At 48.7% G+C, this 16,128-nt stretch carries 11 protein-coding genes; 2 read left to right on the top strand and 9 right to left on the bottom strand.

Annotation, left to right across the window (positions count from 1 at the left end; genetic code table 11):
- Nucleotides 1-29: 29 nt before the first annotated feature.
- The 8 genes from DWZ67_RS19200 to DWZ67_RS19165 all read right to left on the bottom strand — a co-directional run bounded on the left by DWZ67_RS19200 (nt 30) and on the right by DWZ67_RS19165 (nt 9,465).
- The gene (locus DWZ67_RS19200; RefSeq protein WP_005824248.1) at nt 30-1,112 is read right to left on the bottom strand and encodes an efflux RND transporter periplasmic adaptor subunit; all 1,083 of its coding nucleotides are present in this window, start codon (nt 1,110-1,112) and stop codon (nt 30-32) included.
- Between the two features lie 121 nt (nt 1,113-1,233).
- Nucleotides 1,234-2,166, bottom strand: a complete 933-nt coding sequence (gene rsgA / locus DWZ67_RS19195; RefSeq protein ID WP_005824247.1) for a ribosome small subunit-dependent GTPase A — start codon at nt 2,164-2,166, stop codon at nt 1,234-1,236.
- Between the two features lie 106 nt (nt 2,167-2,272).
- Entirely contained in the window at nt 2,273-2,833 is a 561-nt protein-coding gene (gene frr, locus DWZ67_RS19190; RefSeq protein ID WP_005824243.1) for a ribosome recycling factor, read from the bottom strand.
- A gap of 113 nt (nt 2,834-2,946) precedes the next feature.
- Nucleotides 2,947-3,657: a UMP kinase gene (gene pyrH / locus DWZ67_RS19185; RefSeq protein WP_005835090.1), complete on the bottom strand. Its 711-nt coding sequence runs from the start codon at nt 3,655-3,657 to the stop codon at nt 2,947-2,949.
- Between the two features lie 83 nt (nt 3,658-3,740).
- A complete protein-coding gene (locus tag DWZ67_RS19180) occupies nt 3,741-4,256 on the bottom strand; it encodes a nucleoside 2-deoxyribosyltransferase domain-containing protein (protein WP_005824239.1) in 516 nt (171 codons plus the stop codon).
- 22 nt (nt 4,257-4,278) lie between these two features.
- The gene (locus tag DWZ67_RS19175) at nt 4,279-5,217 is read right to left on the bottom strand and encodes a DMT family transporter (protein ID WP_005824237.1); all 939 of its coding nucleotides are present in this window, start codon (nt 5,215-5,217) and stop codon (nt 4,279-4,281) included.
- A gap of 88 nt (nt 5,218-5,305) precedes the next feature.
- A complete protein-coding gene (locus tag DWZ67_RS19170) occupies nt 5,306-7,828 on the bottom strand; it encodes a heavy metal translocating P-type ATPase (protein ID WP_120139510.1) in 2,523 nt (840 codons plus the stop codon).
- Between the two features lie 269 nt (nt 7,829-8,097).
- Nucleotides 8,098-9,465 carry an MATE family efflux transporter gene (locus tag DWZ67_RS19165; protein WP_117652456.1) on the bottom strand — a complete coding sequence of 456 codons (1,368 nt, stop codon included), beginning with the start codon at nt 9,463-9,465 and terminating at the stop codon, nt 8,098-8,100.
- A gap of 143 nt (nt 9,466-9,608) precedes the next feature.
- Here DWZ67_RS19165 and DWZ67_RS19160 point away from each other — a divergent pair, with 143 nt between their 5' ends.
- The gene (locus DWZ67_RS19160) at nt 9,609-10,289 is read left to right on the top strand and encodes a tetratricopeptide repeat protein (RefSeq protein WP_034523335.1); all 681 of its coding nucleotides are present in this window, start codon (nt 9,609-9,611) and stop codon (nt 10,287-10,289) included.
- A 40-nt stretch (nt 10,290-10,329) separates the two neighbouring features.
- On the opposite strand, the gene DWZ67_RS19155 is transcribed toward DWZ67_RS19160, so the two are convergent.
- Nucleotides 10,330-14,385, bottom strand: a complete 4,056-nt coding sequence (locus DWZ67_RS19155; protein ID WP_120139509.1) for a hybrid sensor histidine kinase/response regulator transcription factor — start codon at nt 14,383-14,385, stop codon at nt 10,330-10,332.
- A gap of 203 nt (nt 14,386-14,588) precedes the next feature.
- Between DWZ67_RS19155 and DWZ67_RS19150 the strand changes: the two genes are divergently transcribed.
- On the top strand, nt 14,589-16,109 hold the full coding sequence (locus tag DWZ67_RS19150) for a hypothetical protein (protein ID WP_009037199.1): 1,521 nt from the start codon (nt 14,589-14,591) through the stop codon (nt 16,107-16,109).
- The last annotated feature ends 19 nt before the right edge of the window (nt 16,110-16,128 follow it).

Raw genomic sequence — 16,128 nt, 5'->3', positions numbered from 1 at the left:
GATAATTAACGGTTGATAATTGACAGTTGTCAATTGATATTGTCCAGTGTTACCGGTAGTCCGGTACGGAGTTGCAGGGTTCCCGAGGTGATGATGGTATCTCCTGCCTGCAAGCCTTGCAATACTTGTACTTCCGCTTCCGTACGGATTCCCGTAGTAATCTCTACCGGCTGGGCTTTTCCCGACTTATAGAGGAATATCTTGTCTTTTCCCATTTCCGGTACAATGGCTTCGGACGGTACGGCAAGGGCGTCCTGAATTTCATCCTTGTTCAGCTTGATGCTGGCATAGCGGCCCGGAAGCACAGCTCCGTTGGCATTGGGATAAAGTGCACGGATTGTCAGGGTATGGGTAGTAGGGTCTATCTTTGATTCGCGTGCATAAACCGTGGCGTGGAAGGTATTTAGCTTTCCTTCGAGAGTGAAGTCCAGTCCGGCGCCGGTCTTTACGTCATTGGCATACCGCTCGGGTACGGCAAATTCCACCTTCAACGGCGAAATCTTGGTGAGTTTGGCTACAATGGTTGTAGGGGAAGCGTAAGTACCCACACTGACTTGGCGCAGACCGATGACACCGTCGAAAGGAGCACGCAGCTCAGTTTGTGCGATGTTCGATTCTATCAGGTCAATGTCGGCATTCAGGGTGGCCAGCTCGGTCTTTACTTGTTCGTAGGCTTCTTTACTGACCGCATCCCTTTCCAGCAGGGCGTTCTGGCGAAACACGCGGTCTTCTGCCAACTTTAATTGGGAGACGAGGCGTTGCAATTGTGCTTGCAGCGGCCGGTCATTAACTTTGGCAAGTAATTGTCCTTTCTTGACGAAGCTGCCTTCTTCAAAATTTATCTCTATGATTTTGCCGGATGTCTCGAAAGAAAGGTCCACTTCCTCATCCGGCAGCAGGCTGCCGCTGATTTGTATTTCATCCTTCAGCAGTTGCGGTTTGATTATTTTTGCGTTTACGTTTAGAATTTTCTTACCGCTACGTTGACCGGTCATCACCTTGTCTGCAGCGGCTAATTCTTCATTCTCTTTAGGTAATTGGGAGTAGATTCCTCCTCCAATCAGTCCGGCACCAATCACGATAATGATGCCCCATTTAACTCTCTTATTCATGTTGTAGTATTAGTAGTAATAAAATCAGCCTTAGATTAGACTACGGGAAAAGAGAATAGTTTAAAAGATAAAGAGTTAAAAAGTGTAAGAATATGGATTGGAAAGGTGATAAAATGACAAATCAGTAAGCAGCCCGGTATTTTCCCTCCTCCTTGTCCTCCAGCATGTTCAGATAAGAAGCGTAACGGGATTCGCTGATATAGTGCTTCTCGACAGCCTCGCGTACAGCGCATCCGGGTTCGTGGCGGTGGGTACAGTTGCCGTAACGGCAGTCGGCAGATACCTTGAATATTTCCGGGAAGTAGTGGCCTATCTCTTCTTCTTCCATATCGAATGTTCCGAAACCTTTGATGCCCGGAGTGTCAATGATATATCCGTTGCCCGGAACCGGGAACATTTCTGAGAAGGTAGTGGTGTGCATACCTTTATTATGATAGGTGGATATCTCTCCGGTTTTAATCTCTATATCGGGCAGTATTGCCTTGATGAGTGTTGATTTCCCTACTCCGGAATGTCCGGAAAAGAGGGTTATGCGTCCTTTGAGTTCTTTCTCGATAGTGTCGATGCCTTCCCCTTTTCTGGCAGAAACCTTGAAACAAGGATAGCCGATGGTGGTGTAAAGGTTGATGAGACTGTCCAGATAGTGCAGTTCCTCTTCATTGTAGGCATCCACTTTGTTGAATATAATCTTGACGGGAACACGGTATGCCTCGGCAGAGGCGAGAAAACGGTCTATAAAGGTAGTGGAGGTCTCGGGATAGTTCACCGTCACTATGAGCATGCACTGGTCGAGGTTGGCAGCAAGAATGTGCGATTGCTTGGAAAGGTTGGAGGCGCGGCGGATGATGTAATTCTTCCGGTCCTCTATCTCGCTGATAAAGGCCGTACCTTCTTGGTTCAGTATGATGTTCACATAATCGCCTACAGCCACGGGATTAGTGCTTCGTATGCCTTTCAGCCGGAAGTTCCCTTTGATTTTACATTCAATCTCCCTTCCGTCGTCAGTCCGTACCAAGTACCAACTTCCGGTGTTTTTTATAACGAGTCCCCTCAAAATAATTGAAAGTTGAAAGTTGAAAGTTGAAAATGGAAGGTTGAAAGGCTTCTATACTTGGTATATCGGTTTATTTTCAACTTTCCATTTTCCGTTTTCAACTTAATTAAACGGTCATGATTTCTTTATCCTTTGCAGCCAGCATGTCATCAATCTGCTTGATGAACTTGTCGTGAATCTTCTGCAGCTTTTCTTCACCGCCTTTCTGGGCGTCTTCGGCCAGTCCGTCCTTTACGGATTTCTTCAAGGCGTCGATGGCATCACGGCGTGCATTACGTACACTTACCTTGGCAGTTTCTCCTTCTCCCTTACACTGTTTGGCAAGTTGTTTACGGCGTTCTTCCGTCAGTGGCGGGATGCCGATACGGATAATCTCACCATTGTTTTCGGGCATGATGCCGAGACTGGAGTCAATGATGGCCTTTTCAATGACGCGGAACATGCTCTTATCCCATGGCTTGATGGCAATGCTGCGTGCGTCCGGAGTGGTTACTGCTGCCACATTGTTGATAGGAACCATACTTCCATAAGAATCCACACGGATACCGTCCAGCAAACGGATATCGGCTTTTCCGGCGCGGATATGAGCCAGTGCCTCGTCCAGATACATGATGGCCATGTCCATACTTTCTTGCGCTTCGTCTAAGATGTCTTTTACGTCTCTCATATTATTTTCGTTTTGAAATAGCTTTGATTTGAAACTTTGCAAATATAATTATTAAATTGAAAATTGAGAATTAAGAATTAAATAACATTCATTTTTTATTCTCCATTTTCCATTCAATTGTGCACCAGTGTACCGATTTCTTCTCCTTGCATCACTTTTTTCAGATTACCCACTGTGTCCATGTCAAAAACGATGATGGGCAGGTTATTCTCTTTGCACATGCAGGTGGCAGTGAGGTCCATCACTTTCAGACCGCGCTTCAGCACTTCGTCGTAGGTGATGTCGTGGAACTTCGTGGCTGTCGGGTCCTTCTCCGGGTCGGCGGTGTAGATGCCGTCCACACGGGTACCTTTCAGCATGACATCCGCCTCAATCTCGATGCCGCGCAGACTGGAACCGGTATCGGTAGTGAAGAACGGATTGCCTGTACCGGCGGACATGATGACTACTTCGCCTGCTTCCATACATTCGATGGCACGCCATTTATTGTAGAATTCACCGATGGGTTCCATACGTACGGCAGTCAGCACGCGGGCCTTCACGCCGGCAGCTACCAGAGCCGAACTGAGTGCAAGGCTGTTGATGACGGTTGCCAGCATTCCCATCTGGTCGCCTTTCACACGGTCGAACCCTTTGTTGGCACCGCTCAATCCGCGGAAAATGTTTCCACCGCCTATCACGATGCCTATTTGTACTCCCAATTCGTGGATTTCTTTGATTTGAGCTGCGTACTCGGCAAGGCGTTTCTCGTCGATGCCGTATTGCTTTTCACCCATCAGGCTCTCGCCGCTGAGTTTCAATAAGATTCTTTTATAGGTTGCCATAATATATAGTTTTGTTACATTGCTTTGCAGCAAAGATAAAGAATTAAACTGAAAAGTGCAGCAGAATGTGGTAGGATAGTTGCCTAACGCACAGTCTTTAGGAACTCGTCCATGCTGTGATATAACGGAACGCCATAGCGGTTGCAAGTAATCCGCACATTGTCGTAGCGGTAGAAACCGGGTTCACAGATAACGTGCAGTTTGCCCGAACGCATGTGCAGTCCCATCTCCAGCAGGGTGATGGGGGACTTGCTGCTTGCCAGGATATTCATGATTATCAGGTCGGCTTTTTCCAGATGTTCCAGTTCCCAGTTCACTTGATGTTCAAAGTCGGACATTTCGCCGCTGAGTCCCTTGTCCCTTCGGGGATTGTATAGGATGTATTTACCTTGGGGGCGTGCGCGGAACCAGTCGCAGGTTGCCTTTTGCCAGTCTATGCTTTTGCCCATGTCGATGGTGCCTGCCAGGAAAATTCTGGTGTATTCGGCTTCGTTCACTTCGGCTTTGCCTTCATCCGGGTGGAGTACTATAACCTCGGACTGAGCCTGCAGCCCGATAGGAAACAACAGCAGTAAAAGCAGGTAGAGACTTTTCTTCATGGTTGGTGATGGTTTTATAGGATTAGTTTCTTTTCTTGCTTCTTATCGGGAGTCTTGGGAACAGTTTCCTGAAACGGACCAGTTGGCTTGTAATATTGCCTCCTGCGATGACGAACGTTACGGCTACGATAATCATCACCAGTCCGAAGCTTTCTCTGACTGTCAGGCTTTCTCCAAAGACGGCTATTCCGAAGAAGATGGCTGTCACGGGCTCCAATGCGCCGAGAATGGCGGTCGGGGTGGAGCCGATATATTGGATGGCACCGGTAGTGCAGAGGAAGGATATGGCGGTGGGGAAGACAGCCAATGCAAGCAGATTGGCCCACAGATACCACTGGTCCGGTGTGTTCAGTACGCCGGAATAGAGCAGGCGTGCCACAAAAAGCGATAGGCCGAAGAGAAGGACATAGAAGGTGACTTTAAGCGTAGCCACATTTTTCAACGATGTCTGGTTGATGCCCACGATGTATATGGCATAGGAAAGGGAAGACGCGAAAACCAGCAGTGTCCCTATCAGGCTCAGTGTGCTGCCGTCCTCGCTCTTGTAGAGCAGTCCGATACCTCCCAGTGCAAGCAGCATGCAGACGATGGTTTGCAGTGCCAGCTTCTCTTTGAAAACCATGGCCATAATAAGCGCCACCATGATGGGATAGACGAACAGCAGTGTAGACGCTATGCCGGCGGCCATGTAGTTATAGCTCAGGAAAAGCGTCAGTGAGGAGAGGGCCACGAGCAATCCCATGATGATGAGCGGAAATGTTTCTTTCCGCTGTATCTTGAATGACCGCCCTCTCGCCTTTATCATAATGCCCAGCAACGGGATGGCGAAGAGGTATCTGAAAAAAAGTACCGAGTCCGGGTCCATGCCGGCCTTGTACAACGGGAGGGCAAACAGTGGATTCATGCCGTAGGAGGCTGCGGCGATGGAACCTAAAATATATCCTTTGGCTTTTGCGTTCATATCTTTATCTGTAAATTAGCGCGCAAAGGTAGATATTTACTTTGATTTCCTCCTTCTTTTCTGTATGAAAACCGTATGAATTCTACACTTATGCCTTCAGTGTGTAGTCGCCGGCTTCTTTCGTCACTACTTTCTGCAGTTCTTCGAGCGTCTTTTCACCGTCCGAAAACTCTACGGTGGCTACCGGAGGGTTCAGGGTTACGGTGGCGTGTATGCCTTCCATACTGTTCAATGCTTTCTCTACATGCATGCGGCAATGGTTGCACATCATGCCTTCTACTTTGAATTCTTTCTTCATGATTGTTTCTGTTGGCGGTTCAACTTCTTTGTTTTCTTCTCCTTCATGTATTCTTTTCCGTTTCAGCAGCAGGCTGTTGCTCACCACACTGACACTGCTGAATGCCATGGCCGCACCGGCTATCATCGGGTTCAGCAGGAAGCCGTTGATGGGATAGAGTATTCCGGCCGCAATGGGTACACCTATTATATTATATATAAATGCCCAGAAGAGATTCTGCCGGATGGTCCGGACGGTGAGACGCGACAGACAGAGAGCTTCCGGTATCTTAGCCAGGTCGGAAGAGATGATGGTCATTTTGGCTACATCCATGGCGATGTCGCTGCCTCCACCCATGGCGATGCTTAAGTCGGCTTGGGCAAGGGCGGCGCTGTCGTTGATGCCGTCGCCCACCATGGCAACCTTCCGGCCTTCTGCCTGCAACCGGCTGACGAAGGCAGCCTTGTCCTGCGGCAATACACTGGCCTGGTAGTGGGCGATGCCTGCTTTGCGGGCAATCTCACGGGCGGTGGCCTCATTGTCTCCGGTCAGCATGTGGACTTCGATGCCGGCGGCGTGCAGCTCGCTGACGGCACGGATGGAAGTTTCTTTTATCCGGTCTGTAATTCCGGCTATTGCCAGCACGTTTTCTTCATCGGCAAACCAGATGACGGTCTGTGCTTCCGATGTCAGTCGGGTTGCCTCTTCCTGCAGGGAGGGGGGGATGGCGATATGGTTTTCTTCCAGCAGTTTCCGGTTCCCGGTGAGGTAGGTCCGGCCTTGTGCCCGTCCTTTCACGCCTTTTCCGGTGATGCTTTCAAAGTCTTGAATGTCTATGGAGGCCGACTCCTTGAGGTGGTTCACCACGGCTTCTGCCAACGGATGTTCCGAGAGCTTCTCCAGACTATAGAAAATGTCCGACAGCGCATTGCCTGCAGTGGCGCCAGTACCGGGCGTCATTGCCTGCGTATTCCATATCAGCTTGCTGACTACCGGTTTTCCTTCGGTCACCGTTCCGGTCTTGTCGAGTACCACGGTGTCTATCTTCTTGGCAATCTCCAGGCTTTCGGCATCTTTTATCAGAATGCCCCTTTCGGCGCCCTTGCCGATGCCTACCATGATGGCGGTAGGAGTAGCCAGTCCCAGTGCACACGGGCAGGCGATGATGACCACCGTGACAAATGCCAGCAATCCGTGGGTGAATCCGCCGGTTCCGTCCAGTAGCATCCATGCGATGAAGGCAAGCACTGCGATGCCTATAATGGTAGGCACGAATATCCAGGCTATCTTGTCCACCAGCTGCTGCACCGGTGCCTTGCTTCCTTGCGCGTCCTGCACCATGTGTATAATCTTCGCCAGCAGTGTATCCGTGCCGATTTTCTCTGCCCGGAAGCGGAAACTTCCCTTCTGGTTGATGGTACCTGCAAAGACCTTGGCGTCTTTGTGCTTGGATACTGCTACCGGTTCGCCGCTCAGCATACTTTCGTCTACGTAGGAGCTACCTTCCGTCACGATGCCATCCACGGCAATCCGTTCTCCGGGCTTCACCAGGACGATGTCTCCGGGGCGAATCTGCTCGATAGGGATAACGCGCTCAAAGGAAGAGTGAGGGACAGCGTGTCCTTCATCCACAATGATGGTCACAGTCTTGGGTTGGAGCCCCATCAGTTTCTTGATGGCGGTTGAGGTGTTTCCTTTCGCTTTTTCTTCCAGCAGGCGGCCCAGCAGGATAAAGGCTATGATGACACTTGCCGCCTCAAAATATACATGCGGATGGATGCCTCTGGATAGCCAGAAGTCCGGAAATAGCATGTTGAACAGGCTGAACAGATAGGCGGTCCCCGTACTGATGGCTACCAGTGTGTCCATATTGGCGCTGCCATGCTGCAATTGTTTCCAGGCGCTGGTGAAGAATCCCCGCCCCAGCCAGAATACGACGGGAGTGGACAACGCCCACATGATGGGATTGGCATGGGGCATATCCATGAAGAACATGCCTATGATGACAACGGGCATAGACAAGATGATGGCCCAGGTTGTGCGGAATTTCAATGCGCTGAATTTCTTGTTGTGGGCCTCTTCCGCCTCTTCGAGCGTGTTGCCGTCCTGGTTTATCAACAAGTCATATCCGGCCGCCTGCACAGCCTGCTGCAAAGTCTCGGAAGAACAGCTCGTAGGGTCATATTCCACGGTTGCCGTTGCCGAAGCGTAGTTTACGACCGCTTTCTTGACACCTGACTGATGGTTCAGCGTCTTTTCTACCCGTGCGGAGCATGAGGCGCAACTCATTCCCAATACGGGAAATGTCTCTTGAACTATATTCTTTTCTGCCATAACAATTTTGTATAAGTCATTACTCTTGCTATGAGTGACTTGGTTCCAAATGCAAATACCGTCAGTCTTATTCCGAGATACCGTTGGTTTCACTACTTGAAACCGTCGGTTTCTCGCATTGAAACCGATGGTGCCAAAAGTTGAAACTTGTTTGGCACCGTATACTGGCTACCTGACGCCTTGTTCTGGAGGGTGGAATCCATATTTTATATCAGTCATAGCGATACAAAGATAATGCTTTTTCCCTTGAAATTGTTCATAGCCTACCCCTAACGCCAAGCAGGTTCCTTCTTGCTGGGAAATGCCCGTCGGATGACTTCCCGGCTCAAGCCTGTCTGCACCACTCCCCGCATCAGCAGGTAAGTGAGGAAGGCAAGCCATAGAGCATGGTTTGCCAGGACGGGATGCAGCCCATAATATAAGATAAAAAAGCTGACAGCTGCCGCTGCCATGGAGAGGAGCATTCCTCGCGTGGCGGTGGCACCGATGAAGATGCCGTCCCAGATGAAGGCGGCTATCCCGACGGCGGGCACGGCAAGCGCCCAATAAAAATAGGTGTCGGCAACAGCTATCACTTCTTTGTCATCCGTCAATAGTCCGAGGAAGGCATTGCCTCCCAGCGCATAAACCAATGTAAAGAGAACCGCCATCACCGCTCCCCATCCGAAGAGGTGCCGGACGGTGTCTGTAAAGGCTTCCCGGTTGCGTGCGCCTATGTATCTGCCGCTTAAGGCTTCGCCAGCGTAGGCAAAGCCGTCCATTACATACGAGAATAAGGTGAAGAGCTGCATCAGCAGCGTGTTGACCGCCAGAATAATCTCTCCCTGCGAAGCTCCCGCCGAAGTGAAGAACAACGTGACTGCCACCAGGCAAAGGGTACGCAGAAAAATATCCCTATTCACTTGGAAAAACCGGAACATCGCCTCTTTCTCCCAGATACCTGCCCCTTCTCTCCCTTTAATCTTTAATTTATAATTTTTAATTTCCCAGAATCTTTTCAGCCTGCCGTAGTTGTGCATCCAAAGGACAATGCCCATCAGGAAGCCAGCATACTGGGCAATCAACGTCCCCAAAGCTACTCCTTCTACTTTCATCCCACACAGATAAACCAGTCCGAGGCTGGCAATGATATTGACCACATTCTGTGTGATGGCTATATACATGGGGATACGCGAATTCTGCATGCCGATGAACCATCCCGTCAGTCCGTATAGCCCCAGCATGGCAGGGGCACCCCAGATGCAGATATGGAAATAGAGCGTTGCCATCTCTCTGACTTCGTCCGTGGGATGGATGAGAAGGAAGGCTCCCTGCTTGATAGGCGTTTGCAGCAGGATGAGGCAGAATGCGACTGCCACGCCTATGCCCACAGAACGCAACAGCAGGTGGACTACCTCCGGCAAATCCCGCTTGCCGAATGCTTGCGAGGTCATTCCGCTGGTACCCATCCTCAGAAAGCCGAATATCCAGTAGATGATATTGAACAGCATGCCACCCACGGCAATGGCGCCTATGTAGGCGGGCGAACCCAGATGGCCGACGATGGCTACATCAATCAGGCCGAGCAGCGGCACGGTGATGTTCGATACGATGGAAGGTAAGGCTATTTGCAGTATTTGTCTGTCTCTGGGCTTCATTTATATTATTTAATTCATTAAGGTCGGCAAAGTTAACTATTTTTCTACTTTCAACTATTGATGGTTGCCGTAAAAATGCGTAGTTTTGTAGGTAGATTTCTATGAGACTGATTGGGCTGTTAAACTATATATATACACTAAAAATGAAAACCTTAACGTTGCTTTTCTCCTTGTTCTTGATGTGTCCGCTGTCTGTCTGGGGACAGTCGGCAGATGAGTTGCTTTCGAAAGTGTCCGATGCACTTTCCGAGGGTAAAGATGACTATGCGGTGAGTTTGTTTCGCCAGGCGGCAAATGCCGGTGAGGATAGGACGGAAATGTTCTACTGGACCAATGTGGACAAGAGCAGTGAGGTGGCTCCTCGTCTTGCGGATGTGCTGGCTGTGCACTACAAGGAAATGCGGAATTACGATAAAGCCTACCTCTTCTATAAGGAGTTCTTGCAGCGTCATCCCGAAGACGTACCTGCACTTGTCTCTTGTGCCGAAATGGAGATGATGCGGGGAAAGGAGAAAGATGCCTTAAAAACCTATGAAAAGGTATTGATGCTGGATGCCGACAATCTCCAAGCCAATATCTTCTTGGGGAATTATTATTATCTCCAAGCCGAGAAGGATAAGAAGAAGCTCGAAGAAGACTATAAAAAGATAACTTCCCCCACAAGGATGCAGTATGCACGCTATCGCAACGGATTGTCAGACGTGTTCACCAATAGCTACGGCAAGGCTAAGGCATACCTGCAACGCGTGCTTCAGGTATTCCCCTCCATGGAAGCAGGCAATACGCTGGAAAAGATAAAGAAGATGGAGCTGGAGCTGAAATAGCTGTCCGCATTCCGACTAATAGGAAGGGGCTGTTTGTCTCTTATTTCTCTCCGGTCTCTTTTAATCTCTTCAGATATTCCGAAGGTATGCAGCCGAATTCTTCCTTGAAGCATTGCCGGAAGTAGAACAGATTGTTTATACCTACCTTGAATGCTATTTCCGAAATGTTGTATTTGCCTTCCAGCAGGTATTGCTCGGCGTGTTTCATCCTTATCTTGCGGACATATTCGTTGGTGGAAAGTCCGGTAAGCGCTTTCATCTTGCGGTAGAGGGTGGAATTGCTCATGCACATTTTATCCGAAAGATAGCTGATGTCTATTTTGTCTGAAGAAAGCCGTTCCTCTATCAGCTGGTTTATCTTGTGGATAAACTCGTTGTCCAGCTTGTTGAGCGATTCTGTAATGACAGCCGCTTTATTGCTTATGGCGGCATTGGCGCTGAAATGGTTTGCCAGGTTGCGCCGCGACTGGAGCAGGTTTTCTATACGGCTATGCAGCAGGCTGGCGCTGAACGGTTTGGTGAGGTAGGAGTCGGCACCTACCTGGTAGCCTTCCTCTTTGTCGCGCAGCGAGTCTTTGGCTGTCAGCAGTATAATGGGTATGTGGCTGGTGCGCACGTCTTTTTTCAGCTCACGGCACATCTCGTTTCCGTCCATTACCGGCATCATAATGTCACTGACGATGATGTCAGGTATTTCTTTCAGGGCGCTTTCCTTGCCCAGCTTTCCGTTGGCGGCAGTCTTTACTTCAAAGTGGTCGGAGAAGGATTCGGCTATATAGTCGCAGATGTCCGGATTGTCTTCCACTACCAGCAATATGGGTTTGTCGCTGGATGAAACTTGATTTACTTGTGCCTCTTCTATATGCTGGACGTTGCTTTCCTTTTCCTGCGAATCGGCATGCAGTGCCTGCGGGTAACTGTTGTCGGTAAGCAGGCTGACGTAGAAGGTACTACCTTGATTGGGAGCACTCTCTACGCGGATTTCCCCTTCGTGTAGGGCTACGAGGTTTTTCACCAGAGAAAGTCCGATACCGGTACCCGAAGCCTGGTGTTTGCCGCCTTCCTGGTAATAACGGTCGAATATGTGGGGTAGTGCCTCCGGCTTGATACCGTATCCCGTGTCGCTGACCCGGATTTCCGTATAGTTCACTTCGGCACGTTCCACCTGTCGGATACCGATGCTGATGCTACCCTTTTCCGTGTACTTTAGGGCATTGGATATCAGATTGTCCAGGATGGTCTGGATAATTTCCTTGTCGAAGTATATAGGTATATGCTCTTTCTCCACCACCAGCCGGATATCGACGGCTGGCTTCCGGTTCAGTTCCTTGTACTTCAGGCCTATCTCGCGGATAAGGGGTACGAGGTTGTCCCGGCTCACGCAGAGTTTCTTGTTCTGGGTCTCGGTCTTTCTGAACTCCAATATCTGGTTGATGAGGTTCAGTAGCCGGATGGCACTTTGGTGAATGACGGATATCTTCTGTGCGTCTTTGGTGGATAGTGTATCACTTTTCTGTATGTCTTCCAGCGGACCCAGTATCAGCGTAAGCGGGGTGCGCAGTTCATGGGTGATGTTGGTGTAGAAGCGCAGGCGTTCGTTGTTCAGTTCCTGCTCGTGTTCGTGGCTCTGCTTCTCCAGTTGGTACAGTGCTTCAGCATCCAGTCTTTTCTTGTAGGCATAGAGTATAGAGAAAAGGATGATAAGGGACAGCAGGATATAGAATGACTTTGCCCACCAAGTAAGCCAAAGGGGTGGGGCGATGCGGATGTTCAATGAGGTGGTTGCGTCCGACCATGCTTGGTTGCGCATGCGCGTTTTCACTTGGAACTGGTATTTCCCGGGAGGAAGATTACGAAAGGTGACATTATTGGGGTCTGTAAGCGTATACCAGGAGTTCTCGAGTCCTTTCAGCATATAGGCATATTCCACTTGGTTGACCAGGGCATAGTTCTGGATGTTGAACCGGATACTGAAACTATTCTGTGTATATTTCAGTTGCACGTTCTTCTGTCCGTTTAAGGCAATGGTGCTCTGTCCGTTTTCCGGTTTGTTCAGCGGGTCGGTAATTTCAATGTTGGTGATGAATGCGGGTGGTGATTTGCGTTCCTGCAATACAACTTCCGGGTTGAAGTAGCACAGACCGTTTATAGAGCCGAAGTAAAAGTTACCGTCTTGTCCGTAGGCTACACTGCCCCGACTGAAGCTTCCCATGGGGAGGTTGTCGTGATAGTCGTAGTTATAGAAAATGTCTTTACTGTCCACAAGACAGCTGATACCTTTGTTGGTGCTCACCCAAATATTTCCTGCCTTGTCCTCACCGATGGCTTGTATGTGGGTGTTAGCCAGTCCGCTTTCACGTTGGTATACTTTGTAGTTTCTGTCTGTCAGGGAGGGGAAGCATACCAAACCTTCACCCGTGGCCACCCACAACCGCTTTCTGCTGTCTTCGTAGAGAGCATTGATGGTATTGGAGGGGAATTTGGCCAGGACGTTGAAGAGCTGGATGCTTTGGAGTTGAGGGTCATAGAGGCCCAGGCCTCCTCCGAAGAATCCTACCCATACTTGGTCTTCGGAATCCTTCAGCACACAGCGGGCCAGATTGTTCTCCAGATTGTAGTGTGCCTTGATTGTCTTGCTGTCACAATCTATAAGATAGACGCCTTCGCTGGTTCCGACCCAAATGTTTCCCTGCTTGTCTTCATGAAAGGAACGTACGTCAGTGCGTGACTTGTCTTCGGAGAAAATCTGCCGGAAGCTTTGGCTCTTGGGGTTGTAGTAGGCTATTCCTCCATAAAAAAGCCCGAACCATAATCCTCCCTTTGAGTCGCACAAGGCTGCCTGCACCGTATTGCTTCTGAATTTCTTGTTGTCAGCATTGTATATGGCTATTCGTCTTCCCTTGTTGAATACGTTGATTCCTCCTCCATCGGTTCCTATCCAGAGGTTACCGGCTTTGTCCATACAGACACCGGAGGCTATTTTACTGTTCAGGCTGTTGTTGGTGGATGGAAAAGGAGAATATTTATAAGTGCTGAAGAGTGACGGCTCGCGTTTTATGAAGTTGATGCCGCCTCCCCAGGAACCTGCCCATACATTACCGAAGGAATCTTGGAGCAGGCAACGGATACTGGAGTTGGACAAGCCGTATTCATCGTCTCCCTCCCGGATAGAAAGCGCATGAATCTGGTCCGACGAACGGAAAAGCTGTTGGGACAAATCCACTACGGCAATGCCGCCGAATTCCATGGCTATCCAAAGTCTGTTGTCATCCAGTTGGTGTATATCATATACACGGTGCGATATGCAGTTGGTTTTGTCGTCGAAGGGGATGAAACTTTCCGCTTCCGGGTTAAACAGTACTACTCCTCTATCGGTTCCTATCCATATGTTTCCGCTTTTGTCTTTGTAGACACATGTCACTTCGTTGCCGGGCAGGCTGTTGGGGTTTTGCGGCTCGTGTGTGAAGTTCTTGACTGTCTTGTCTTTTATGGAAAGTATACTGAATCCCCGGTCCACATGCCCGATATAGAGTAGTCCGTTACCACCGTCTATGGCAGACCAGATATGGTTGCTTGCAAAACCCGGTACGGTTTCGGTATTGTAATGGGTGAATTGCCCGGTTTGCTTGTCAAAATAGTCCACGCCTTTCCAATAGGTGCAAATCCATAGGTTACCGTCGGAGGCGGCAATGATTTTGGTAATGTCGTCCGTAACCAGGCTTTTAGGGTTGTTTTCGTTGTGTCTGTAAGTGATGAATGAATCGTTGGCATAATTGTATGCATTGATTCCGGCACGCTGGGTTCCTATCCATAAGATGGAGTCGACGGGATCGTCCAGCAGACAGTTCAGTTCGTTGCCGGTGATGCTTTGCTTGCCGGTTGTTTCTTCTTTATAATAGGTAAGGAAGCGTATTCCGTCGAATTTATTTAAACCCTCTTCTGTGGCAAACCATAGAGAGCCCCGTTTGTCTTGGGCTATGCTTACCACATGGTTGTTGGACAGCCCTTCACGGATACTCAGATGTTTTATGGTATATGGCTGCGCGGATAGCAGGAATGGCAGGCATAGGAAAATGGAAAGTAGAATCTTCTTCATAACGGGTCGTTTTTCATTGCATGAGTCAAAAGTACAAATAAAATCTTTAGATGATGTGCACAAATCGTGCATTGACAGATTTATATGCCTTCTCTGCAAGATTTATACAGCTGTTGAATCGAAAATTGGCATATGTTTGCATTGCCGATTATTATAAATCGGAACAAAATGTACTTTTTTGTTTAACTTTAATAATAATATTTATGAAGAAGCATTTCTTTAACGCCACTTTCTGGGCGTTATTATCGCTGGCTTTATGGACTACTGGATGTAGTGACGATGACGGATACTCTGATGTAGACGGGCAGATTCCGACAATGACATTGGTGACGGATCATATTGAATCCGGTGCCGGCCATCGTTTTACCATTGAAGGTTCGTTGGCTGACCAGGATGGAATTGTATCCGTCAATCTGCAATGTGCCGATCTTTATCTGAACAAGACCATTGATTTGGTCGAAATCTATGGAGCTCCCCAAACGGAGTATGAGTTGAGCTATTCTTATGACCTCAAGCGTGATGAAATCGGTGAACGCTTCACCGTGAAAGTGACCGTAACAGATGCGGGCGGGCGTGAAGTGTCGCAGGATGTGTTGATAACGATGGATGGGGACTTTGAGAATCCTACATTTACAATTGCCCCTAGTAAGGAGGTTACCGTACTGATAAAGGATGAAACAAAGTTCAACCTGAATTTCACGGTGAAAGATGACCGCATACTGGATTATGTACTCATTGAGATTCCTGGGGTAGAAGGTTTTGAAAGCCGCCGTATAGAGGCTGGCGGGCAATCTACTTTGAGCTTTACGGAGAAGATTATTCTGCCTAATGAGGTGAAAAGTTACGATGTGACTTTGACGGCTGTGGATGCCAGAGGCAATCAGACAGTGACCAATAGTACCATCAGTGTATCTGAAATGCCTGACTTCCCCAAAATGTATCTGGCCGATGTGGCAACCGTAGAGGAATTGAACAGTGATATTTTCGGTGTACCGATGGTGATTAACCATACGGGCGAGTACCAATATCGTGCACGTTATTATAATAAAGCTGCCGGTACGGAAATTTTCTTCTTACCGCAAAAGACAGACTTTACTCCTATCTGTTTTGGCCTTGATCCGGAGGATAATACAAAACTGACGGATGACCCGGAAACGGCTAAACCTATTGTCTTGGATGAGGCTGGTGTTTATTATGAAATAGACATCAATGTGAAAGAGTCTACTTATAGTATGCGCACGTACTCGGTGACAGAGGCTACAAATCCGATGAAATATGAATATGGAAAGCCTTGTTTTGACCGTTGGGAGAATGGGGAATCGTTCATTGATTTCTATATCGGTTGGGGAGGTTCTCCTCAGGATGCGGGAAATCAGTTGTTTGCCCAGGATAAAAATAATCCTCATCTTTTCTATTATCCGGAAAATGGAACTTGGACGCTGGAAGCCGGTGAAGAAATGAACTTCATCATATCCAATTATCATCCCGACGGATGGTGGGATCATGTGGAATGGCGGTGTGACGACTCTCAGAATGTAGAGAAGTTTGGTTACTTCAGTAAGAAAGGGGATGTGAATCCTAATTGGGAAGGCACCAATCAGCGTTGGGAAGACGGCTCGATGGTAGGTGACAACTGGATGAAGCCTACGGTTACGGTGACCGGCAACTACCGCTTTGAGTTTGACGCGCATTTGGGTCGCGGCAAGATTGTGCCTGCTAATTAAAAAGTAACATTAGATTTAA

It is taken from the genome of Bacteroides sp. AF34-31BH (genome assembly GCF_003602795.1).
Lineage (GTDB): Bacteria > Bacteroidota > Bacteroidia > Bacteroidales > Bacteroidaceae > Bacteroides > Bacteroides uniformis.
Note: the sequence above shows the minus strand (reverse complement) of the source record. Positions and strands in the feature narration are given on the sequence as shown.